22 protein-coding genes are annotated in these 21,201 nt (G+C 65.4%); 11 read left to right on the top strand and 11 right to left on the bottom strand.

The window, feature by feature from the left end:
* Positions 1-46 precede the first annotated feature (46 nt).
* Positions 47-361, bottom strand: coding sequence for a DUF2934 domain-containing protein (locus QE360_RS14420; protein WP_309702568.1), 315 nt, complete (start codon positions 359-361; stop codon positions 47-49).
* Between the two features lie 86 nt (positions 362-447).
* Entirely contained in the window at positions 448-1,545 is a 1,098-nt protein-coding gene (locus QE360_RS14425; RefSeq protein ID WP_309702570.1) for a Gfo/Idh/MocA family oxidoreductase, read from the bottom strand.
* A 174-nt stretch (positions 1,546-1,719) separates the two neighbouring features.
* Between QE360_RS14425 and QE360_RS14430 the strand changes: the two genes are divergently transcribed.
* Both QE360_RS14430 and QE360_RS14435 read left to right on the top strand, forming a co-directional pair.
* Positions 1,720-3,525: a glycoside hydrolase family 15 protein gene (locus QE360_RS14430; protein WP_309702573.1), complete on the top strand. Its 1,806-nt coding sequence runs from the start codon at positions 1,720-1,722 to the stop codon at positions 3,523-3,525.
* 46 nt (positions 3,526-3,571) lie between these two features.
* The gene (locus QE360_RS14435; RefSeq protein WP_309702575.1) at positions 3,572-5,620 is read left to right on the top strand and encodes an ATP-binding protein; all 2,049 of its coding nucleotides are present in this window, start codon (positions 3,572-3,574) and stop codon (positions 5,618-5,620) included.
* Between the two features lie 3 nt (positions 5,621-5,623).
* On the opposite strand, the gene QE360_RS14440 is transcribed toward QE360_RS14435, so the two are convergent.
* From QE360_RS14440 to QE360_RS14450, 3 genes are all read right to left on the bottom strand, one after another.
* Positions 5,624-5,896 (bottom strand): DUF1488 family protein, encoded by a 273-nt coding sequence (locus QE360_RS14440; protein WP_307098886.1) that lies wholly within the window; start codon positions 5,894-5,896, stop codon positions 5,624-5,626.
* A gap of 69 nt (positions 5,897-5,965) precedes the next feature.
* Positions 5,966-6,394 (bottom strand): DUF2147 domain-containing protein, encoded by a 429-nt coding sequence (locus QE360_RS14445; protein WP_309702577.1) that lies wholly within the window; start codon positions 6,392-6,394, stop codon positions 5,966-5,968.
* 115 nt (positions 6,395-6,509) lie between these two features.
* Positions 6,510-7,844: an MFS transporter gene (locus QE360_RS14450; RefSeq protein WP_309695553.1), complete on the bottom strand. Its 1,335-nt coding sequence runs from the start codon at positions 7,842-7,844 to the stop codon at positions 6,510-6,512.
* A gap of 172 nt (positions 7,845-8,016) precedes the next feature.
* Here QE360_RS14450 and cyoA point away from each other — a divergent pair, with 172 nt between their 5' ends.
* Genes cyoA through QE360_RS14485 form a run of 7 tightly spaced genes read left to right on the top strand, consistent with a single transcriptional unit; the run spans position 8,017 to position 14,857 of the window.
* A complete protein-coding gene (cyoA, locus tag QE360_RS14455) occupies positions 8,017-9,228 on the top strand; it encodes a ubiquinol oxidase subunit II (RefSeq protein ID WP_309702578.1) in 1,212 nt (403 codons plus the stop codon).
* An 11-nt stretch (positions 9,229-9,239) separates the two neighbouring features.
* Positions 9,240-11,234, top strand: coding sequence for a cytochrome o ubiquinol oxidase subunit I (gene cyoB / locus QE360_RS14460; RefSeq protein ID WP_309702580.1), 1,995 nt, complete (start codon positions 9,240-9,242; stop codon positions 11,232-11,234).
* 3 nt (positions 11,235-11,237) lie between these two features.
* Positions 11,238-11,876: a cytochrome o ubiquinol oxidase subunit III gene (gene cyoC / locus QE360_RS14465; RefSeq protein WP_007403230.1), complete on the top strand. Its 639-nt coding sequence runs from the start codon at positions 11,238-11,240 to the stop codon at positions 11,874-11,876.
* On the top strand, positions 11,873-12,280 hold the full coding sequence (gene cyoD, locus QE360_RS14470) for a cytochrome o ubiquinol oxidase subunit IV (RefSeq protein WP_373424621.1): 408 nt from the start codon (positions 11,873-11,875) through the stop codon (positions 12,278-12,280). The genes cyoC and cyoD overlap by 4 nt, the downstream gene beginning before the upstream one ends.
* The gene (locus QE360_RS14475; RefSeq protein ID WP_309702588.1) at positions 12,280-13,014 is read left to right on the top strand and encodes an SURF1 family protein; all 735 of its coding nucleotides are present in this window, start codon (positions 12,280-12,282) and stop codon (positions 13,012-13,014) included. The genes cyoD and QE360_RS14475 overlap by 1 nt, the downstream gene beginning before the upstream one ends.
* Complete coding sequence (locus QE360_RS14480; protein ID WP_373424620.1) at positions 13,011-14,324, top strand: ATP-binding protein; 1,314 nt, start codon at positions 13,011-13,013, stop codon at positions 14,322-14,324. The genes QE360_RS14475 and QE360_RS14480 overlap by 4 nt, the downstream gene beginning before the upstream one ends.
* Positions 14,324-14,857, top strand: a complete 534-nt coding sequence (locus tag QE360_RS14485; RefSeq protein ID WP_307098875.1) for a response regulator transcription factor — start codon at positions 14,324-14,326, stop codon at positions 14,855-14,857. The genes QE360_RS14480 and QE360_RS14485 overlap by 1 nt, the downstream gene beginning before the upstream one ends.
* A gap of 42 nt (positions 14,858-14,899) precedes the next feature.
* Here the strand turns inward: QE360_RS14485 and QE360_RS14490 are convergent, their stop codons facing one another.
* The 5 genes from QE360_RS14490 to QE360_RS14510 form a co-directional block, all read right to left on the bottom strand.
* The gene (locus tag QE360_RS14490) at positions 14,900-16,729 is read right to left on the bottom strand and encodes a DUF885 domain-containing protein (protein WP_309702590.1); all 1,830 of its coding nucleotides are present in this window, start codon (positions 16,727-16,729) and stop codon (positions 14,900-14,902) included.
* Between the two features lie 159 nt (positions 16,730-16,888).
* Positions 16,889-17,329 (bottom strand): hypothetical protein, encoded by a 441-nt coding sequence (locus QE360_RS14495; RefSeq protein ID WP_309695540.1) that lies wholly within the window; start codon positions 17,327-17,329, stop codon positions 16,889-16,891.
* A 55-nt stretch (positions 17,330-17,384) separates the two neighbouring features.
* Positions 17,385-17,636: a phosphatase gene (locus tag QE360_RS14500; RefSeq protein ID WP_307098869.1), complete on the bottom strand. Its 252-nt coding sequence runs from the start codon at positions 17,634-17,636 to the stop codon at positions 17,385-17,387.
* Positions 17,633-17,986: a phage holin family protein gene (locus QE360_RS14505; RefSeq protein WP_309702592.1), complete on the bottom strand. Its 354-nt coding sequence runs from the start codon at positions 17,984-17,986 to the stop codon at positions 17,633-17,635. Before QE360_RS14505 ends, QE360_RS14500 begins: the two co-directional genes overlap by 4 nt.
* Positions 17,983-18,507, bottom strand: coding sequence for a hypothetical protein (locus QE360_RS14510; protein WP_309702593.1), 525 nt, complete (start codon positions 18,505-18,507; stop codon positions 17,983-17,985). The genes QE360_RS14505 and QE360_RS14510 overlap by 4 nt, the downstream gene beginning before the upstream one ends.
* A 158-nt stretch (positions 18,508-18,665) precedes the next feature.
* On the opposite strand from QE360_RS14510, the gene eno reads away from it, so the two are divergent.
* Both eno and QE360_RS14520 read left to right on the top strand, forming a co-directional pair.
* On the top strand, positions 18,666-19,946 hold the full coding sequence (gene eno / locus QE360_RS14515; RefSeq protein ID WP_309695534.1) for a phosphopyruvate hydratase: 1,281 nt from the start codon (positions 18,666-18,668) through the stop codon (positions 19,944-19,946).
* Positions 19,947-19,969: 23 nt separating this feature from the next.
* Positions 19,970-20,290: a septum formation initiator family protein gene (locus tag QE360_RS14520; RefSeq protein ID WP_307098861.1), complete on the top strand. Its 321-nt coding sequence runs from the start codon at positions 19,970-19,972 to the stop codon at positions 20,288-20,290.
* A gap of 31 nt (positions 20,291-20,321) precedes the next feature.
* On the opposite strand, the gene QE360_RS14525 is transcribed toward QE360_RS14520, so the two are convergent.
* Positions 20,322-21,146, bottom strand: a complete 825-nt coding sequence (locus tag QE360_RS14525) for an alpha/beta hydrolase (protein WP_309702596.1) — start codon at positions 21,144-21,146, stop codon at positions 20,322-20,324.
* Positions 21,147-21,201: the final 55 nt, after the last annotated feature.

The following is a 21,201-nucleotide window of genomic DNA, read 5'->3' on the forward strand; positions in this document are numbered from 1 at the left end:
CCGCATCCGGCCCGTCGCTCTCGAACCACCCGCCAGGCGGGCGGCGTTATTCGGTCTTGGCGGCGCGAGGCTTGCGCGCCTTCGGCTTGGGGGCGGGAGCCGTGGCTTCGGTTTCGGTCGGGGAGGTCAGCTTGCTGCTTTTCCGACGCGTGACGGCTGCTTTGGGCTGCGTAGCGGGTTCCGCAGCCTGGGGCTTGTCCGTGGTTTCGACGGACTCGGGGGCGGCCGGTGCGGGGTCGGCATCGGCCAGCTCGCGTTCCGCCATTTCCCAATGCTCGCGGTCGCGCCCATGCGGCTCGCCTTCGGCTTGCCAGATGCCATAGGCCCGTTCGCGAAGCTGTTCGTCCCTGTTGTCCACCATCGACTCCCTGAAGTGACGTCAATTGTCATCGGCAGCGTAACGATTGATCCTGTCATTCCGCTCCCCAAGAAGCGAATAGATAATGATCAGCTTGCGCCGGTAGGCGACTTGACCTTGACCGGCGCGGGACGATCGACGGCGGAAAGGGTCTGGCGCTGGCTGGCGGGATCGATCCGCCGGGTACGGGTAAAGGGCGGCAGTTCCACCCTGCCGCCGGTCTTCAGCGCCTGCTTGATCCCCTCGATCACGCGCAGGTCGGACAATCCTTCCTCCGTATCCGGCTCCGGATCGCGATCGTTCAGAATACAGTCGGAGAAATAGCGCATCTCGCCGCCGAAATGATCGGTGTGCTTGAAGGCTTCATGGCTCTTCTTGTCGCCGATCGTCACATTCTGCTCGATCGCGGACTGGAAGCCATAGGCCGGGCTCATATGGATCGAGCCCTTCATGCCCGCGACGATCAGGCTGTCGACATCGTTCATCGCATAACTGACGGTGAAGCTGGCGAGCTTGTCGCCCGGCATCCGCAGCACGACGGCGAAGGTGTCGTCCAGATCGCCCAGACCCGCGCTCGGCTGGCGCGTGGCGACCGCGCTTTCGACCGCGACCGGCTCGGCCCCGAACAGATAGCGGATGGCGTTGATCGGATAAGGCGCCATGTCGAACAGCGGCCCGGCCTCCAGACCATGTTTGGCGCGGTGGTTGTCGGGGTCCAGCTTCTGTCCGAAGCAGGAAGTGAAGGCGACCAGTTCGCCCAGCTCGCCGTTGCGGATCTTCTCGATCGCGTCGAGCGTGCCCGGCTCGAAATGCAAGCGATAGGCGGTCATCAGCTTGGCCGAGGAGCGGCGCTCGGCGTCCTGAATGGCGCGGCCCTGTTCGACCGAGATTTCCAGCGGCTTTTCGCACAGGACATGGATGCCCGCTTCCAGCGCCGGAATGGCGAATTCGGCATGGCGCCAATTGGGCGTGCCCAGATAGATGGCATCGCAGACATTGGCGGTCAGCAGCTTGCCGAATTCGTCATAGGAATAGACATGCTCGACACCGTATTTCTCGGCGAGCAGGCGCCCCTTTTCCGCATCGCCGGTGACGATCGCGGTCAGTTCGGAATTGCCGGTATGGCGGATGCCGGGCAGCATCGCCGATTGGGTGATGTCGCCCGCGCCGACGACTGCGTAGCGCACTTTCTTAGTGCCGAATCCGAATGCCGATGCCAGGCTCATGGCGATGCTCCCAATAGACAGGTCGGATGTTGCAACGCGCAAATCACAGGAAGGTCCCACGGAGATTTAACGGTTCTGGCGAGTTTCCATGCTCCTAACCTAGATTGTCTTTCCGCCAGCGGAGCCTGCGCCATCGTGACCCTGCCCGATCAGCACCCCGACCCGCTTCGCGACCAGCACGGCTTTCTGCACCTCGAAGATTATGCCGCGCTCGGCGACGGGCGTAGCGTGGCGCTGAGCGGGGCGGACGGGGCGATCGATTGGTGGTGCGTGCCCAACATGGACTCCCCGCCGCTGTTCGACCGGCTCCTCGACGCCGAACGCGGCGGCACCTTCGCGATCACCCCGGTCGAGCCGTTCACGGTCGAACGCCGCTATCGCCCCGACAGCAACGTGCTGGAGACGATCTTCACCACCGCATCGGGCCGCGCCAAGCTGGTCGAGTCGATCAACAGCGGCACGGCGGGGCGATTGCCCTGGGCGGAGCTGGCGCGGCGGGTGGAGGGGCTGGACGGCCATGTCCGCTTCGGCATCACCCTGCGCTTCAGCCGCCGCGCGGACACGGTCAGCCCCTATTTCGCGCCCGCCGGGGGGCATAATGTCTTCCATGTCGACCGGGTGCTCGGCATATTCCGGCATTGCGGCCATGTCGTGATCGATCATCTGGAGGATGGTCTGGTGACGGGCCATACCTCGGTCGCGCCGGGCGATCGCGCCCGGATCGCGCTGATCGCCGGAGAGGACGAGCCGCTGGTCTGCCAGGACATCGAACAGATCGATGCGCGGATCGATCTGTCCGACGCCGAATGGCGGCAATGGGCCGCCGGACTGAAAGTGCCGGAGGCACAGCGCGACCGGCTGTTGCGCAGCGCACTCGCCCTGAAGTTGCTGCTCTATTCGCCCACCGGCGCGATCACCGCGGCGGCGACCACCTCCTTGCCCGAGGGGATCGGCGGGCAGAAGAATTACGACTATCGCTACGCCTGGGTTCGCGACGCGGGCTATACGATCAAGGCGTTCCTGCGGATCGGCGCGCATGCCGAGGCGAAGGCGGCCTTTACCTGGCTGCTCAAGCGGCTGGGCGAGGGACAGCCCCAGGTCTGCTACACGCTCGACGGCCGCCCCGTGCCCGCCGAGCGCGAGATCGCGGTGAGCGGCTATCGCCATTCCCGGCCGGTGCGCGTCGGCAATCTGGCGGGTGGCCAGCATCAGCACGGCATCTATGGCGACATATTCGAGACGGCGAGCCGCTTTGTCGCGTGCGGCAATTTCCTCGACACCTCCAGCGCCGAAACGCTGTCGCATCTGGCCGATGCCTGCGCGGATCACTGGCGCCAGCCCGATGCGGGCATCTGGGAATTGCCGGAGGAACGCCATTACACCATGTCCAAGATCAGCTGCTGGCAGGCACTGGCCCGCGCGGTGGAGCTGGCCGACGAGGGGCAGATTCCCACCACCTGTCGCGACCGTTGGGCGCGGGAGCGGGACCGGATCGAGGCGTGGATCGGCGAACATTGCTGGTCGGAAGCGCGCGGCGCCTATCTGATGCACCCTGATAGCGACGCGCTCGACGCCAGCCTCGCGCTTGCCGTGCGCTTCCGGTTTGATGGGCAGGACCGGCTGGCCCGGACGCTGGACGCGCTCGACCGCGAATTGGGGGCGGGGGCGTTCCATTATCGCTATTCGGGCGTGGAGAAGGAGGAGGCATGCTTCCTGGCCTGTACCTTCTGGATGATCGAGGCGCGCGCAATCCTGGGCCAGCAGGATGCGGCACAGGCCGCGTTCGACGCCGCGACACAGGCGCTCGATAGCCGGGGGGCGGGGCTCTATGCCGAGATGATCGATCCCAAGACGGGGCATTATCTGGGCAACATGCCGCAGGGGCTGACCCATTTGGCGGTCATTCAGGCGGCGGCCACGCTGGCGGGCGAGGAACTCTAGCCGAGCATGGTGGCGGACCCGCGGCCGACTTGCTAGCAGCGGGGCGATGACCGCCGCCCAGCCCGATCCCGCCCTGGCCTTCCTCGACGGGGGCGGCGAGGCGACACGCCTGATCCTCGCGCGCGACTGGACCGACCATCCTCTGGGGCCGCCCCGGAATTGGCCGGAGACGTTCCGCGTCGCGCTCAGCCTGGTGCTCAACTCACCGGAATCGATGATCCTGGCCTGGGGGCCGGAGCTGCATTTCTTCTTCAACGAAACCTATTTTCCGCTGCTCGGCCCCCGTCTGCCCTGGGCGATGGGCGCGCGTTTCGACGAGGTATGGGCCGATGCGCTGGAACAGGCGCGGCCGATCATCGACGATGCGCTGGCGGGGCGGACCCAGCGTTTCGTCGATCTGCCCTGGAAGCTGGATACCGACCGGGGCGAGGCGCACACCTTCTGGTCCTTTTCCTATTCGCGCGTTCTCGACGGCCAGGGCGATGTCGCGGGGCTGTTCATCTTCACCAACGAGACGACGGCGCGCGTCCATGCCGACGCGGCGCTGCGCGACAGCCAGTTGCAATTGTCGCAGGCGCTGGAGGAGCTGCGCGGGCTCAACGTCACGCTCGAACAGCGGATCATCGAACGGACCGCCGAGCGCGACCGCATGTGGGACGTATCGCCCGACCTGCTCGCCGTGCTCGATGCGGAGGGCATGATCCAGCGGACCAACCCGGCCTGGGGCAAGCTGCTCGGCTATGGCGGACAGGCGCTGGTCGGGCGATCGGTGATGGAGCTGGTTCATCCCGACGATTTGGCCGGGGCGCAAGAGGCCCTCAGCAATTCGCTGACCCGCCAGGTCTCGCGGATCGAGGTCCGAATGCGCCATGCCCAGGGCGATTATGAGTGGATCGCCTGGGTCGGCGCCTCCAGCGCGCGCGAAGTCTTTGCGGTCGGCCGCCATATCACCCAGCAGAAAGCGGCGGAGGAGGCGCTGCGCCAGACCGAGGAACAGCTGCGTCAGGCGCAGAAGCTGGAGGCGATCGGCCAGCTGACCGGCAGCGTCGCGCACGACTTCAACAATCTGCTGACCGTCATTCGCGGCTCGATCGACCTGATCCGCCGCCCCGGATTCCCGCCCGAGCGCCGCCAGCGCCAGATCGAGGCGATTGCGGATGCGGCCGACCGCGCCGCCAAGCTCACTGCACAGCTGTTGGCCTTTGCCCGGCGGCAACCGCTGACGCCCGAGGTGGTCGATGTCGGGGCAAGTATCATGACGCTGTCCGACATGATCGCCACGCTGTCGGGGCCGGGCATCCGGCTGGTCTTCGATCTGCCGGATCAGCCGTGCCATGCCCATGTCGACCGCAGCCAGTTCGACACCGCGATCGTCAACATGGCGGTCAATGCCCGCGACGCGATGGCGGGGCAGGGGACGCTGACCATCCGCGTCTGGTCGGAGGCGGAGCCGCAAGGAGCGGATCAGGTCCGGATCGCGATCATCGATACCGGCGAGGGCATTCCCGCCGACCGGCTCGACCAGATCTTCGAGCCCTTCTTCACCACCAAGCGGCTGGGGGCGGGCACCGGCCTGGGCCTCAGCCAGGTGTTCGGCTTTGCGCGCCAGTCCGGCGGCGACGTGCAAGTCGCCAGCGCGCCGGGGCAGGGCGCGACCTTCACCCTGGTCCTGCCCCGGACCGACGGCCTGCCCGCGGCCGATCGGCAGCAGGGCGATCCGCGCGCAGCGAACGGGACCGAGCGCTGCGTGCTGGTGGTCGAGGACAATGTCGAGGTTGGGCAGTTCGCGGTCGAGGCACTACAGACGCTGGGCTATCGCACGGTCATCGCCACCAATGCGGCGGCGGCCATGGAGGAGCTGAAAACCGGGGCGGAGCGGTTCGACTTGGTATTTTCCGACGTCATGATGCCGGGCCAGTCGGGCATCGACTTCGCCCATGATATCGCCCGGCTCCACCCACAGCTGCGCATTCTGCTCACTAGCGGCTATAGCCGGGTCATCGCCGACGAGGGGAGCCATGGCTTCGCGTTGCTCCGCAAACCCTATACGCTTGCGGAGCTCGCCCAGCAGATCGATTGGCTGTTCGGCGTCTGACGCTCAGTCGAGATCATTCTCGCTGACCACGACCAGCGCCTGCTCCATGTCCCGGCCCAGCGCGGTCAGCGCGGCGTCCAGAATATCGTCGGAGTAGCGATCAAACATCTCGACGGCATCGCCATCGGGGACGTCGCCGCTCAGGGCTTCGAGCAGGTCATATTGGACGGCGAACTGATATTCCTCACCCTCCAGCTCGGCCACGAATTCGACCTGCCGGTCCGCGACATTGTCCTCGACCGTTTCCTTGATGACCGTCAGCGTGTCGTCCGCCATGGCGTGCCTTTCCTGAATGTTCGCGACGGGGACGCGGCAGACGCCCCCGGGTTCCCTGATCGAGCGCGCTTATTTTACCCGGTGCCAGCGCTGCTCGCGACAGCCCAGCCGCCCGAGCAGGCATCCTTCGCCGACCAACGTCCGCGCATCGAGTTGGGTGATCGTGCCCTCGACCTCGCGACCGATGTCCGGAACGAAGACGGTGCCCGCCCAGCGCCCTGGCTCTTCCTCCTCGAAATCGGTGAACAGCCGGGTGCCCACCAGGCGGGGCGAGCCGCCGCGCGCGGCATCGGCCTTGGCCTGTTCGCTCGCCCAGACCACCGTGCCGCACATCAGCTGCGCGTCGGGGCCACGGCCGCAGGGGGTGAAGCGGACCTGCACGGTGTTGGACGGATTGGCCCAGGTGCCAGCAGGTACCCGCGCGTCCGCCGCTCCGGCCATGCCGATCCCTGCCATCGCCGCGGCGCCCATTGCTATCCAGCGCTTCCTGTTCGTCATCCCGTTTCCCGTCATGCATCCCCTGTCGAAAACCGATGTAGGGCGCGATCCGGCCAAAACAAAACGGCCGGTGGATCACTCCACCGGCCGTCCGCATGAGATTGGTCGATCGGGATCAGGACGCGCGCTTGGCGAGTTCCTTGTTGATCCCCAGCGCGGCGAGCGTGGCGACCGCACCCGACAGCAGATAGGCGCCGACCGACAGCAGGCCGAAATGGCTCGACAGCAGCAGCGCGGCGAGCGGTGCGAAGCCCGCACCGATCAGCCAGGCGAGGTCCGAGGTGATCGCGGCGCCGGTGTAGCGGCGAAGCGACGAGAAGCCCGAGTTGATCGCACCCGAGGACTGGCCGAAGCCCAGGCCGAGCAGCAGGAAGCCGAGCACGATATAGATCGTCTCGCCCGTGCCGCCATTGTCGAGCAGCTGCGGCGCGAAGCCGGCAAAGGCCGCGATGCCCGCCGCCGAGAAACCCAGCAGCGTGCGACGGCCGACCCGGTCGGCAATCTTGCCCGAGGCGAGGATGGCGAACACGCCGACGATGCTGCCGATGATCTCGATCATCATGAAGTCCTGCGGGCGCTCCTTGTTGAACAGGACGACCCAGGACAGCGGGAACACGGTCACGATGTGGAACATGGCGAAGCTGGCGAGCGGCGCGAAGGCGCCCAGAAGGACGGTGCGGCCCTCGGTGCTCAGCGTCTCGCCGACCGGCGCGGGCTGAAGCTCGCGGCTTTCGAACAGGCGCTGGAACTCGGGCGTGGCGACGATGCGCAGGCGTGCGAACAGCGCCACGACGTTGATCGCGAACGCCACGAAGAACGGATAGCGCCAGCCCCAGTCGAGAAAGTCCGCCCGGCTGAGCGTGGTCAGGAAGAAGGCGAACAGGCCGTTGGCCACCAGCAGGCCGAGCGGCGCGCCCAGCTGCGGGATCATCGCATACCAGCCGCGACGACGCTCGGGCGCGTTGAGCGACAGGAGCGAGGGCAGGCCGTCCCACGCCCCGCCCAGCGCCAGGCCCTGCATGACGCGGAAGATGCCGAGCAGAACGGCCGCCGACGTGCCGATCTGCGCATAGCCGGGCAGGAAGGCGATCGCCATGGTCGACCCGCCGAGCAGGAAGAGCGCGATGGTCAGCTTGACGCCGCGACCGAGATTGCGGTCGACCGCCATGAAGATGAAGGTGCCGATCGGACGGGCGATGAATGCCAGCGCGAACAACGCGAACGAATAGATCGTGCCGGTCAGCGCGTCGACGTACGGAAAGATCAGCGACGGGAACACCAGCACCGAGGCGATGGCGTACACGAAGAAGTCGAAGAACTCCGACGTACGCCCGATGATGACGCCGATGGCGATGTCGCCCGGGGCGACATGGTGCGGATCGCGGGCATTGACCAGCCGCGCGTCCCGCTCAAGGGGCGTCGAGGTCGATGCGGTTAACTCTGCGCTCATCGGCTGCCAGTCCTGATTTCTTGCATTTTCATCTCGGCGGAACGGTGGCGGCGCAAAACGACCGCACAAAACCGCCATTCTGTTGCGCCTATGCGCCTTTCGATGGGCCGGGGGGATTGGACAAACTGTCCAATGTGCGCAGGTGCAGCAAAGGCGTAGCGGCCCTTGCCATATGTCTCATTCGTCGAGCCTTGCGCGCCTGCGCCCTCTTCGCTGGGCCGCCTTGCCCCTCCTGGCCATGCTGGGGGGATGCGATGCGGTCGTGCTAAACCCTGCCGGTGACGTTGCCGTGCAGCAACGCGATCTGGTGCTGATCGCGACGGCCCTGATGCTGCTCATCATCATTCCGGTGATGGCGCTGACGGTGCTGTTCGCGTGGCGCTATCGCAAGAGCAACACGCAGGCCGAATATGATCCGGAGTTCGATCACTCCACCATGCTCGAGCTGGTGATCTGGTCGGCGCCGCTGCTGATCATCATCTGCCTGGGCGCGGTGACGTGGACGAGCACCCATCTGCTCGACCCGTATCGCCCGATCGAACGGACCGCCCCCGGCCAGCCGATCGCCTCCAGCGTCAAGCCGCTCGAGGTTCAGGTCGTCGCGCTCGACTGGAAATGGCTGTTCATCTATCCCGAGCAGGGCATCGCCACGATCAACGAACTGGCGCTGCCGGTCGATCGTCCCGTCGAGTTCCGCCTGACCGGCACCTCGGTGATGAACGCCTTCTACGTCCCCGCCATGGCCGGCATGATCTACACCATGCCCGGCATGGAGACCCAGCTGCATGCGGTCATCAACCGCGAGGGCACGTTCAAGGGCCTTTCGTCGCACTATAGCGGCGCCGGTTTCTCGGGCATGCACTTCCCGGTCTATGCGCTCCAGGCGAACGGCTTCGACCAGTGGGTCGAGAAGGTCCGGACTTCGCAGGCCGGTCAGGGCAAGGGCCATGGCCAGCTGACCCGCGCCGCTTTCCTGACGGTCGAGAAGCCCAGCGAATATGTGCCCGCCATGTATTTCAACGGCGTGCAGGGCGGCCTGTTCGATCGCGTCGTCAATCGCTGCGTCGCGGACAACACGCCGTGCATGTCGGACGTGATGATGCACGACCGGATGACCGGCGGCGGCGATCCGCACAAGATGAAGGTCGGCGAGGGCAATCCGCCGGTCAACAATACCGGCCCCATGCACGGTGATCGGACAAAGGGCGCGCTCGAAAAGTCGCCGGAGGAAATCCAGACCTCGCCGCATCAGAGCAAGGAGCCTGTCCCGTCGAAGGGCGTGCAGGAGCCCGGTGAGATGAAGAACCGCCGCATGTCCTTCCTTTCCATCCCGCAGACCCCCGGCCCGCAGACCCTTGGTCATGCCGGTGCGGGTCGCGGCTGAGGCACGCCATCATGGAACACATCATAAAGACCATCTTCGGACGGCTATCGATCGAATCGCTGCCGATCCACGAGCCGATCGTCGTCGGCACCTTCCTGGGTGTCGCGGTCGGCGGCATCGCGGTGCTGGCGCTCATCACCAAGTTCAAGCTGTGGGGCTATCTCTGGAAGGAGTGGTTCACCACGGTCGATCACAAGCGCATCGGGATCATGTACATGATCCTGGGCATCGTGATGCTGCTGCGCGGCTTTGCCGACGCGCTGATGATGCGTGGCCAGCAGGCCATCGCGTTCGGCGACAATCAGGGCTTCTTGAACTCGCACCACTATGATCAGGTGTTCACCGCGCACGGCGTCATCATGATCTTCTTCGTGGCGATGCCGATCATCACCGGCCTGATGAACTATGTGGTGCCGCTCCAGATCGGTGCGCGCGACGTGTCCTTCCCGTATCTCAACAATCTGAGCTTCTGGATGACCGCGGGCGGCGTCGTGCTGGTCATGGCCTCGCTGTTCATCGGCGAGTTCGCGCGGACCGGCTGGCTGGCCTTCCCGCCGCTGTCGGAACTGGACTTTAGTCCCGATGTCGGCGTCGATTATTACATTTGGGCCCTCCAGGTGGCCGGTGTGGGTACGACCCTATCGGGCATCAACCTGATCGCAACCATCATCAAGATGCGCGCGCCGGGCATGACCATGATGAAGCTGCCGGTGTTCTGCTGGACCTCGCTGTGCGCGAACGTCCTGATCGTCGCCAGCTTCCCCGTGCTTACCGCCACCCTCGTCCTGCTGTCGCTCGACCGTTATGTCGGCACCAACTTCTTCACGAACAATCTCGGCGGCAACCCGATGATGTACGTGAACCTGATCTGGATCTGGGGCCACCCGGAGGTTTACATCCTGATCCTGCCGCTGTTCGGCGTGTTCTCGGAAGTCACTTCGACCTTCTCGGGCAAGCGCCTGTTCGGCTATACCTCGATGGTCTATGCCACGATCGTCATCACGATCCTGTCGTACCTCGTCTGGCTGCACCACTTCTTCACCATGGGTTCGGGCGCGAGCGTCAACTCGTTCTTCGGCATCACCACCATGGTGATCTCGATCCCGACGGGTGCGAAGATCTTCAACTGGCTGTTCACCATGTACAAGGGGCGCATCCGGTTCGAGCTGCCGATGATGTGGACCATCGCGTTCATGCTGACCTTCACCATCGGTGGCATGACCGGCGTTCTGCTGGCCGTTCCGCCCGCCGACTTCGTGCTGCACAACTCGCTGTTCCTGATCGCGCACTTCCACAACGTGATCATCGGCGGCGTGCTGTTCGGCGCCTTCGCCGCGATCAACTACTGGTGGCCCAAGGCCTTTGGGTTCAAGCTCAACCAGTTCTGGGGCAAGGTGTCGTTCTGGCTGTGGGTCATCGGCTTCTGGGTCGCCTTCACGCCGCTCTACATCCTGGGCTTCATGGGCGTGACGCGTCGCCTCCATCACTTCGACGATCCGTCGCTGCAGATCTATTTCGTCGTCGCGCTGCTCGGCGCGCTGATGATCGCGGGCGGCATCGGGGCCTTCCTGGTTCAGATCGGCGTGTCGATCTGGAAGAAGGAAGAACTGCGCGACGTGACGGGCGATCCCTGGGACGGCCGTACGCTGGAATGGGCGACCTCGTCGCCGCCGCCGGACTACAACTTCGCGTTCACGCCCGTCATCCACGAACTGGATGCCTGGTACGACATGAAGGACAAGAAGGCGCAGGCTCCGGCCGAGGGCTATCGTCCGATCCACATGCCCAAGAACACGGGCACCGGCGTCATCATCGCCGGCCTGTCGACCGCCGCGGGCTTTGGCATGATCTGGTATATGTGGTGGCTCGCCGCCCTGGGCCTGATCGGTGTCGTCGTCGTCGCCATCTGGCACACGTTCAACTATGACCGCGATTACTACATCCCCGTCGATGAAGTCGTGGCAACGGAAAACGAGCGGCGTCGCCTGCTCGGTCAGGGGGCCTGATCCATGTCGACCGACGTTCTGAGCGCCGATCCGGCAAAGAACCCGACCTATTATCTGGTCGAGGACGAGGATCATCATCACGAATCCGGTGGCTCGACCGCCATTGGGTTCTGGATGTACCTGATGAGCGACTGCCTCATCTTCGCCATCCTGTTCGCCACCTATGGCGTGCTGGGTACCAGCTATGCGGGCGGGCCGACCCCGCGGGAGATTTTCGAGCTCCCGCTGGTCGCGCTCAACACCTCGATGCTGCTGCTGTCGTCGATCACCTATGGCTTCGCCATGATCGCGATGGAGAAGAACCAGAAGTCGAACACGCTGATCTGGCTGGGCATCACCGGCCTGTTCGGTCTCGCCTTCCTGTCGATCGAGCTCTACGAATTCGCCAACCTCATCCATGAGGGCGCGGGTCCGCAGCGTTCGGCCTTCCTGTCGTCCTTCTTCACGCTGGTCGGCACGCACGGTCTGCACGTCACCTTCGGTTCGATCTGGCTGGTCACGCTGATGGTGCAGGTCGGCCGCTTCGGCCTGATCGAGGCGAACAAGCGGCGCCTGATGTGCCTGTCGATGTTCTGGCACTTCCTGGACGTCGTCTGGATCGGCGTCTTCACCTTTGTCTATCTGCTGGGAGTTCTCCGTTGAGCGCTCATCCTCCGCATGGCCATGGCGATCACGCCAATCTGGACCATGACCTCCACGCGCATGGCGACACGCACGGTCACGGCTCGATGAAGGGCTATATGATCGGGTTCGTGCTGTCGGTGATCCTGACGGCCATTCCGTTCTGGGCGGTCATGACCGGCGCGCTGGGCGATACCCAGACGACCGCGCTCGTCATCATGGGCCTGGCCTTCGTCCAGATCGTCGTCCACATGATCTACTTCCTCCATATGAACACCAAGTCGGAGGGGGGCTGGACGATGATGGCCCTGGTCTTTACCGCCGTGCTGGTCGTCATCACGCTCAGCGGGTCGATCTGGGTCATGTATCACATGAACACCAACATGATGCCCGACATGGCCGCCCAGATGGGCGGGGGCATGTAATGACGGACGCCGGCACAAGCGGTGAGCGGCGGGGCCGCTCGCCGCTGGGGCTGGCGATCCTGTCCGCGATCGGGATCGCCCTGATCGCGGGCTTCGTCTCCCTCGGCGTCTGGCAGTTGCAGCGCCGGGTCTGGAAGCTGGACCTGATCGCCCGGGTCGAGGCGCGGCTCCATGCCTCCCCGGTGGCGGCTCCGCCCGTCGCCGATGAAGTCGCCGATGAAGATGATACCTATCGCCGCGTGACAGCACGCGGTGTCTTCCGCAATGATCGCGAAACCTTCGTCCAGGCGGTCACCGAACGCGGTCCCGGCTATTGGGTGATGACTCCGCTGGTCGGCCCGCAATTCACCGTCTTGGTCAATCGCGGCTTCGTTCCGGCCGAAAGGCGCGCCGTTCACGATCGTCCCTCCGGCCCGGTTTCGGTGACCGGCCTGATCCGGATGACCGAGCCCAAGGGGGGCTTCCTGCGCTCCAACGATCCCGTACAGGACCGCTGGTACTCACGCGACGTCGCCGCCATAGCCGCCGCCAAGCGCCTTGGTCCCGTCGCCCCTTATTTCATCGATGCCGACGCCACGGCCAATCCGGGCGGCTATCCGGTCGGGGGACTGACCGTCGTCACCTTCCGCAACAGCCATCTGTCCTATGCGCTGACCTGGTTCGGTCTGGCGATCCTGACGGGCGCGGGGCTTGTGATCCTCTGGCGGGGCGGTCCGGACGGGAATTCCGAGTGACGCCGGGCGCTCCGCCCTTCCTGCCGTTCACCGTCCGTCCGCGTGAGCCCGACGCGACGGCGGGCACGGCGAACATGCGCCAGCTAATCCATCTGCGCTGGATGGCGGTGGTGGGGCAGCTCGTGACGATCCTGGTCGTCAACCGCATCATGGGTGTGCAGCTGCCCGTCGCGGCGATGATGGGCGTGCTGGCCATGGCGGTGGGGATCAACCTGCTCAGCCATCTGCGCCTTCGCTTTCACCGGATCACCAACACCGAATTGCTGTTCGCGCTGATGTTCGATGTCGGCACGCTGACGCTTCAGCTGTTCCTGTCGGGCGGGGCGACCAATCCCTTCATCTCGCTTTATCTGATCCAGGTGGTGCTCGGGGCGGTGCTGCTCGAGACTTGGTCCGCCTGGGCACTGGCCGGGATCACGGGGCTGTGCTTCGGCCTGTTGTCGCTGCATCACCGCCCGCTGGCCTTTCCGTCCTGGCTGTTCGGCGATATTGCCGGGCTCCACACGCTGGGCAACTGGCTGAGCTTCGCGATCGTCGCCGGGCTGCTGATCCTCTTCGTGACCCGGATCAGCCGCAATCTGCGGCGCAGCGCCGCACGGCTCGCCGATCTGCGCCAGCAGGCGTCGGAGGAGGAGCATATCGTCCGCATGGGCCTGCTCGCCTCGGGAGCCGCGCATGAGCTGGGCACGCCGCTGGCCAGCCTCTCGGTCATCCTGAGCGACTGGCGCCGCGTCCCCAAGCTGCGCGACGACGCCGAGCTGATGGGCGAGATCGCCGAGATGCAGGCCGAGGTGCAGCGGTGCAAGGCGATCGTCACCAGCATCCTGCAATCGGCAGGCGAACCGCGCGGCGAGGCCGCGGAGCTGTCCGAGGTGGGCAGCTTCATCGACGCGATCGTCGGCGAATGGCGGCGCAGTCATGGCCAGATCCCGCTCGACTATCGCTCGATCGACGACGATGCGCCGATCGTGTCCGACCCGGCGATCAAGCAGGCGGTGTGGAACGTGCTGGACAATGCCGCAGAAGCCTCGCCGCATTGGGTAGCGTTGAGCGTCGTGCGCGAGGGCGAGGTGGTGGCGGTGCGTGTCTCGGATCGTGGCCCCGGCTTCACCGCCGCCACGCTGGCGCAGTTCGGACGACCGCAGCAGTCGACCAAGGGCGAGGGGCATGGCGTGGGTCTGTTCCTCGCCTCCAGCGTGGTTCGCAAGCTGGGCGGCCGGGTCGAGGCGATCAACCGCGTCGAGGGTGGCGCGACGGTGACGCTGACCCTACCTCTCAGCATGATAGGCTTTTCGGATCGGGACATGTGATGGACGGCGAACGATCGCTGATAATCGTCGAGGATGACGAGACTTTCGCGCGCACGCTGCAACGTTCGTTCGAGCGGCGCGGCTATCAGGTGCGGGTGGCCGGAACGCCCGACATGCTCGTCGCGACGCTGGCGGAGATGACGCCGCGCTATGCCGTGGTCGACCTCAAGCTGGGGCAGGCTTCGGGTCTGGCATGCGTGCAGACCCTCCATGCGCATGATCCCGAAATGCTGATCGTCGTGCTGACCGGCTTTGCCAGCATCGCCACGGCGGTCGAGGCGATCAAGCTGGGGGCGTGCCACTATCTCGCCAAGCCGTCCAACACCGACGATATCGAGGCAGCCTTCCACAAGGCGAGCGGCGATGCGACGACCGCGATCACCGATCGGCCCAGCTCGATCAAGACGCTGGAATGGGAACGGATCAACGAGACGCTGGCCGATACCAACTTCAACATCTCGGAAACCGCGCGGCGGCTGGGGATGCACCGCCGGACGCTCGCGCGCAAACTCGAAAAGCGTCACGTTCCCTGACGCGGTGCCGGGGGAGCGACCGCGTGCCGCTCCCCCGGTCGATCACGCCCGGCGCTTTTCCGCCGCGATCCAGTCGTCGATCTTCTTTTCCAGCACCGGCATCGGCAGAGCGCCGGTGTCCAGCACCACCGCATGGAAGCGCCGCGGATCGAACTTCGCGCCGAGTTCGGCCTTCGCCTTGGCCTTGGCGCGGCTGATCGTGATCTGTCCGATCTTGTAGGCGAGCGCCTGGCCCGGAATGGCGATATAGCGTTCGACCTCGGCGGTGGCATCGGTCCGCGCCATCGGCGAATTGGCCAGCATATAGGCGATCGCCTGATCGCGGCTCCACCCCTTGGCATGGATGCCGGTATCGACCACCAGCCGCATCGCGCGCAGCATCTCGTCGCTCAGGCCGCCCATGCGCTGATAGGGATCGGTTTCCATCCCCAGTTCGGGCCACAGCGTTTCGGCATAGAGCGCCCAGCCTTCGGCATAGGCGGTGTTGCCGCCGAAGCGCATGAAGGCGGGCAGGGCCGCATTCTCCTGTGCCAGGCTGATCTGGAAGTGATGCCCCGGCACCGCTTCATGGAGATAGAGCGTCTCCATCTCCCACATATAGCGCGAGGGCAGGTCATAGGTGTTGTAATAGAAGACACCCGGCCGCGTCCCGTCCGGCGTGCCGCCCTGATAGGAGCCGCCAGCATCGGTCTTTTCCTTGAAGGCGGGCACGGGGCGGATTTCGAGCGGCGTCTTGGGGATCAGCGAGAATTGCCCGCGGACGCGGGCGTCGATACGGCGGCCGATCGCCTCATAGCCTTCGCGCAGCTGTGCCGCCGATTGGGGCTGGAACCGCGTGTCGGTGCGCAGGAAGGTAAAGAAATCGGCCAGGCTGCCCTTGAAGCCGACCGCCTGCTTCTGCACCTCCATCGCCTTCAGGATGCGCGCGACCTCGGACAGGCCGAGCTGGTGCACATCCTCGGCCTTGAGCGGCAGGGTGGTGTTCTGCTCGATCAGATAGGCATAGAGCCGGTCGCCGCCTGGCATTCCCGACAGGCCGATACTGTCGCGCGCGGCGGGCAGATAGGTATCGGCGAGAAAGGCCCGCATCCGCCGCTCGGCGGGGAGGATGACATCGCGGATCTGCGCAGCATAGGCCGCCTTGAGCCGCGCCTGATCCGCCGCCGGGACGCTTGCGGGAAACTGACGGACCGGACCGTAGAAGGTCGATTGCTCGACCGGGCCGGCGAGAAGATTGTCGAACTGCGCGATCATGTTGCGCACGACGAGCTTGGGCTGAACCACGCCGCTCGCCATGCCCTGCCGGAAGCGGCCGATGGCTTCGTCGAGCAGCCGCGCATATTCGACGTTGCGCTTCAGGTTGTTCTCATAATCCGCCACCGTATTGAACGGCGCCGCGCCCTGGCCCGAGGCGAATTCGGGATAGAAGGTCTGGATGCCGTAGAAATGGTCCATCGGTCGCACGATGGTCATCGCGACGATGGCGGGGTCATAGCCCTTGAGCGTGGTTTCGGTCTGCTGCCGAAAGACGTCATAGGCGATCTGGTTGGTCGCGGTCAGCCGGGCACGGTCGATCTGGCCGAGCCGCTTCAGGTCGCTTTCCGCCGCCTGCCGTTCGGCCTGGATATAGGCGTCCGAATAAAAGTCGCCGATCCGGTCGGCGCGGCGCATGTCGCCCCGGAAAAGACCGCTGATCGGATTGCGCGCCAGGCTGGCTTCGTCGCTGTCATGGAAAAGCTGCTTGAGCCGGGCATCCTCCTTGCCCTCGCCGGGCTGGGCGGGCGTCGGGGGCAGGGCCTGGGCGGCAGCGATGGCGAAGGGAACAGGCAGGGTGGCGGCAGCGAGCAAGGCGGCAAGGGGCAGAAGGCGCAAGCGGAAATCCCGTTCTGATCGAGGAGATCCCATCCCTATAAACCGCAATCCCCGGCGACAAGGTGGCGCGGTCGTCCGCTTCGCTTCCCCATGAAAAGCGCGCCGTAACCCATGTTATGGGTCCGGCGCGCCATCATTCGGTTAAGGGCTGTGGCGGGGTCAGGCCGACTTGTTCGCCGCCGCCTTGGCCGCCGCCGATCCGGCATTGCTGGCGGCCTTTACGACATCGTCGAACAGCGACTTGGCGCGGTCCTTCGCCGCGTCCTTCGTCAGCCCGGCTTCCTCCAGCTCGCGAAGGCCGGTCTCGCGCGCCGCCTGGGTGGCCTGGCGAATGGTTTCGCCCAGCTTCTTGCCGACCGGCGCCAGCAGCTGCTTTTCACGCGGCGAACGCGGGATCAGTGCCCCGGCGAGCGCACCGACCGCAAGGCCGCCGACCAGGATGCCCAGCGGATTGCCCTCGATGGTGCGCGCGGTCTTCTGCGCGATCTCGCCGGCCTTATCCTTGGCATCGTGATAGGCATGCGACGCGGTCTCACGACCATGGTCCAGCGTTTCGCGAAGCCGGCTATTTTGCTGATCGGTAGGGATTTCGGTGGTCATTGCGATCATCCTTCTGAACTACGGTGCCGACGGGCCCATCCGCCGGAAAACCAAATCAGCGCTTGCGCTTGAACAGGCGTGCGATCCGCCGACGGTTGAGCAGCAGCCCGATGACGGCGACGCCGCCCGCCACCGCGCCGGGATTGTTCTTCGCGCCTTCCAGGCCGCATTTCGCGGCGGTCCGGCCCGCATCCCGCGCCTGCGCGGCCAGGGCCTGAGGCTCCAGCCGCGCCTGGATGCGCGAGGCGGTCTTGTTCAGCCGCTCGCGCGCTTCGGCAGCCCGCAATTCGGCTTCGGCGACGGTCATGCCGCACCTCCCGCCAAGCGGCCCTTGCCGATCATCGCCAACACGCCGGCAATGACGATGACCAGGCCGACGACGATCAGCGTCGCGCCAAAGGGGCCGACCAACGGCGTCAGCGACAGGATCAGCCCGACGAGCAGCGCGACCAGCGCCGCAAGCCCGAGGACCGCCGCCGCACCGAAGAAGATCGCCGCGCTGCGATAACGGCCGACCTTGTCGCTGGCTTTCGCCTTGGCCAAGTCGATCTCCGCCGCGATGAACGAGCGACCGTCATCGACCAGCTGCGACACCAGCGAGGTCAGCGTCTCGGGCTCGGGCACCCGCGCCGATAGGGGAGCAGCCGCCCGGGTCACGCCGTGGCGTCACCCGGCTCGCGGGTTTCGATACCCGACTGTACCACGCGCGCCAGCACGAAGCCCAATGCCGCCGCAACGCCGATCGCCACCGCCGGGCTCTTCGCGACGAAGGCGCGGGCGTCATCGAGCAGTTCCTCGACGTCCTTGTCCTTGATCGCGCCGGACAGCGAGGTCACGCTGTCGGCCGCCGAACGAGCATATTGCCCATATTGGCTGCCCAGCTTCTCATCGACCTGACCGGCCGCATCGTTGAGCAGCTGCGCGACCTGATCGAGTGCCGATCCCGCCTTGGCCTTGCCGTCGCCTGCCAGCGCGTAGACCTTGTCCACCGCCTGCTGCTGGACCTTGGTAGCGCCTTCCTTGACCGACTGCTTGGCATCCGCCAGTCCCGCCTTGGGCTTGTCATGCGCGTCCGCCTCGCTGGCGAATGGAGCCACTTCGGGCGCCAGGCCCGCATTGCCCGCAAAATTGGGAGTGGTGCTCTGCGTCGTCGGCAATGTGCCGTCGGTGTCGACCATAGGAAAATCCTTTCTCCAAGGCCCGGATCACCGGGCGATTTGCGTTCTAACCCCGGTGACGGAAGCACGGTTCCATGCTTTTCCCGCAATTGCCCTTCGTCGTGTCACGCGATAGAGCGCCGCCGAGACCTTCAAGGCTGATGTAGGAGCATCGTTACGTGACCGCAATCATCGACATCCACGGGCGCCAGATCCTGGACAGCCGCGGCAATCCCACGGTCGAGGTGGACGTTCTGCTCGAAGACGGCAGCTTCGGCCGCGCCGCCGTACCCTCGGGCGCGTCGACCGGCGCGCATGAGGCGGTCGAACGCCGCGACGGCGACAAGAGCCGCTGGATGGGCAAGGGCGTCGAGGCGGCGGTCGAGGCGGTCAATGACGAGATCACCGACGCGATCCTGGGCATGGACGCCGAGGACCAGGCCGATCTGGACCGTGCCATGATTGAGCTGGACGGCACCGAGAACAAGGGCCGTCTGGGCGCCAACGCGATCCTGGGCGTCAGCCTGGCGGTGGCCAAGGCGGCGGCCGAGGCGCGGGGCCTGCCGCTCTACAAATATGTCGGTGGCGTTTCGGCGCACTTGCTGCCGGTGCCGATGATGAACATCATCAATGGCGGCGAGCATGCGGACAATCCGATCGACTTCCAGGAATTCATGATCATGCCCGTCGGCGCGGCGAACATCGTGGAGGCGGTCCGCTGTGGCTCGGAGATCTTCCACACGCTGAAGAAGGCGCTGCACGAAAAGGGCTTGGCGACCGGCGTGGGCGACGAGGGCGGTTTTGCCCCCAACATCGCCTCGACCACCGAAGCGCTCGACTTCATCATGGCCTCGGTCGAGAAGGCCGGGTACAAGCCGGGCGACGACGTGATGATCGCGCTCGACTGCGCCGCGACCGAGTTCTTCAAGGACGGCAAGTACAATATCTCGGGCGAGGGCAAGATCCTGTCGAGCCATGAGATGGCCGAATATCTGGCCAACCTGACCCGCCAATACCCGATCCTGTCGATCGAGGACGGCATGGCCGAGGACGATTGGGAAGGCTGGAAGGCGCTGACCGACCTGATCGGCGACAAGGTCCAGCTGGTCGGCGACGATCTGTTCGTCACCAACCCGAAGCGTCTGAAGAAGGGCATCGAGGGCGGCTATGCCAACTCGCTGCTGGTGAAGGTCAACCAGATCGGCACGCTGACCGAAACGCTGGAGGCCGTGTCGCTGGCGCAGCGTTCGCGCTACACCGCCGTCATGTCGCACCGTTCGGGCGAGACCGAGGACGCGACCATCGCCGACCTGGCGGTCGCGACCAACTGCGGCCAGATCAAGACGGGCAGCCTCGCGCGTTCGGACCGGCTCGCCAAGTACAACCAGCTGATCCGCATCGAGGAAGAGCTGGGCGACTCGGCGCGCTATGCCGGTCGCGATATTCTGATCCGCGCTTGAAATCGAAGGGCGTCGATACAATTATGGCCGCTGTGACCAAGTCGACGCCTTTCATGCGGACCATGCGGCGGGCTGCCTTGCCCGCGCTCGGGTTGACGATCGTTGCGTTCTTCGGTGCCTATGCGGTGCTGGGGCGCAACGGTCTGCTCGCTTATGGCGAGTATCAGCGGCAATTGGTGAAGCGCGAACAGGATTACGCCGCGCTCGACAAGCGGCGGACCATCCTGAAGAACCGTGTCGCGCTGCTCGATCCCGACCATGCCAATCCGGACATGGTCGATGAGATGGTGCGCAAGGAACTGAACGTCGCACATCCGGACGAGGTGATCGTTCCGTTGAAATAAGGGCGACCCCGCCGGGGGCCGCCCTTTTCTATTATCGACCCAGGAAGGTCAGCAGGTCGCCGGTCAGGCGATCGGCATGGGTGACGTTGAGCCCGTGCGGCGCGCCGTCATATTCGACCAGTTGCGATCCGGAGATACCCGCCGCCGCCGCGCGGCCTGCCGGATCGATCGGCACGGTCTGGTCGCCGGTGCCATGGACGACCAATGTCGGCACGCGGAAGGCGGGCAGGTCGGGCCGGAAATCGGTCTGGCTGAAGGCCTCGGCACAGGCCAGCGTCGGCTTCAGCCCCGCCTGCATTGCAACGCCGGTCGCCCAGTCGAGCACCTCGTCGCTGACCGGGCTGGAGATATAGCCCACGCCGAAGAACTGCTTGAAGAAGGTATGGCGCAGGAAATGCGCGCGGTCGTCGCGCAGGCCCTGGGCGATCTGGTCAAACACCGACTGGTCGGTGCCCTGGGGATTGTCGTCGGTCTTGGGCATATAGGGGACGACCGAAGCGATCAGCCCGGCGGCGATCACGCCCTTGCCGTCGTGGCGGCTCATATAGCGGGCCACCTCGCCGCCACCCATCGAAAAGCCGATCAGCGCGGCATCCTGCGCGCCCGTCTCCTCCAGCACATCGGCCAGATCGTCCGACAGCGTGTCATAGTCATAACCCGACCAGGGCTGGCCCGAACGGCCGAAGCCGCGCCGATCATAGGCGATGGCGCGGAAACCGGCTTCGGCCAGCCCCATCATCTGCGTGTCCCACATGTCGGCTGACAGCGGCCAGCCATGGATGAGGACGACCGGACGGCCTTCGCCCCAGTCCTTGACATAGATGTCGGTCCCGTCACGCGTCTTCACATAAGGCATCGCCAACTCCTTGACGTTCTTGCGGTAAGCGAAAGGGGGAACGGGCCGCCCGAGC

The organism is Sphingomonas sp. SORGH_AS_0789, from assembly GCF_031453055.1.
Classification (GTDB): Bacteria; Pseudomonadota; Alphaproteobacteria; order Sphingomonadales; family Sphingomonadaceae; genus Sphingomonas.

What these genes read in the sequence shown, in the direction of transcription:
- QE360_RS14420 (WP_309702568.1), bottom strand. Translation starts at nt 361, where the DNA reads ATGGTGGACAACAGGGACGAACAGCTTCGCGAACGGGCCTATGGCATC.
- QE360_RS14435 (WP_309702575.1), top strand. Translation starts at nt 3,572, where the DNA reads ATGACCGCCGCCCAGCCCGATCCCGCCCTGGCCTTCCTCGACGGGGGC.
- QE360_RS14440 (WP_307098886.1), bottom strand. Translation starts at nt 5,896, where the DNA reads ATGGCGGACGACACGCTGACGGTCATCAAGGAAACGGTCGAGGACAAT.
- QE360_RS14445 (WP_309702577.1), bottom strand. Translation starts at nt 6,394, where the DNA reads ATGACGAACAGGAAGCGCTGGATAGCAATGGGCGCCGCGGCGATGGCA.
- QE360_RS14450 (WP_309695553.1), bottom strand. Translation starts at nt 7,844, where the DNA reads ATGAGCGCAGAGTTAACCGCATCGACCTCGACGCCCCTTGAGCGGGAC.
- cyoA (WP_309702578.1), top strand. Translation starts at nt 8,017, where the DNA reads ATGTCTCATTCGTCGAGCCTTGCGCGCCTGCGCCCTCTTCGCTGGGCC.
- cyoB (WP_309702580.1), top strand. Translation starts at nt 9,240, where the DNA reads ATGGAACACATCATAAAGACCATCTTCGGACGGCTATCGATCGAATCG.
- cyoC (WP_007403230.1), top strand. Translation starts at nt 11,238, where the DNA reads ATGTCGACCGACGTTCTGAGCGCCGATCCGGCAAAGAACCCGACCTAT.
- QE360_RS14475 (WP_309702588.1), top strand. Translation starts at nt 12,280, where the DNA reads ATGACGGACGCCGGCACAAGCGGTGAGCGGCGGGGCCGCTCGCCGCTG.
- QE360_RS14485 (WP_307098875.1), top strand. Translation starts at nt 14,324, where the DNA reads ATGGACGGCGAACGATCGCTGATAATCGTCGAGGATGACGAGACTTTC.
- QE360_RS14495 (WP_309695540.1), bottom strand. Translation starts at nt 17,329, where the DNA reads ATGACCACCGAAATCCCTACCGATCAGCAAAATAGCCGGCTTCGCGAA.
- QE360_RS14500 (WP_307098869.1), bottom strand. Translation starts at nt 17,636, where the DNA reads ATGACCGTCGCCGAAGCCGAATTGCGGGCTGCCGAAGCGCGCGAGCGG.
- QE360_RS14510 (WP_309702593.1), bottom strand. Translation starts at nt 18,507, where the DNA reads ATGGTCGACACCGACGGCACATTGCCGACGACGCAGAGCACCACTCCC.
- QE360_RS14520 (WP_307098861.1), top strand. Translation starts at nt 19,970, where the DNA reads ATGGCCGCTGTGACCAAGTCGACGCCTTTCATGCGGACCATGCGGCGG.
- QE360_RS14525 (WP_309702596.1), bottom strand. Translation starts at nt 21,146, where the DNA reads ATGCCTTATGTGAAGACGCGTGACGGGACCGACATCTATGTCAAGGAC.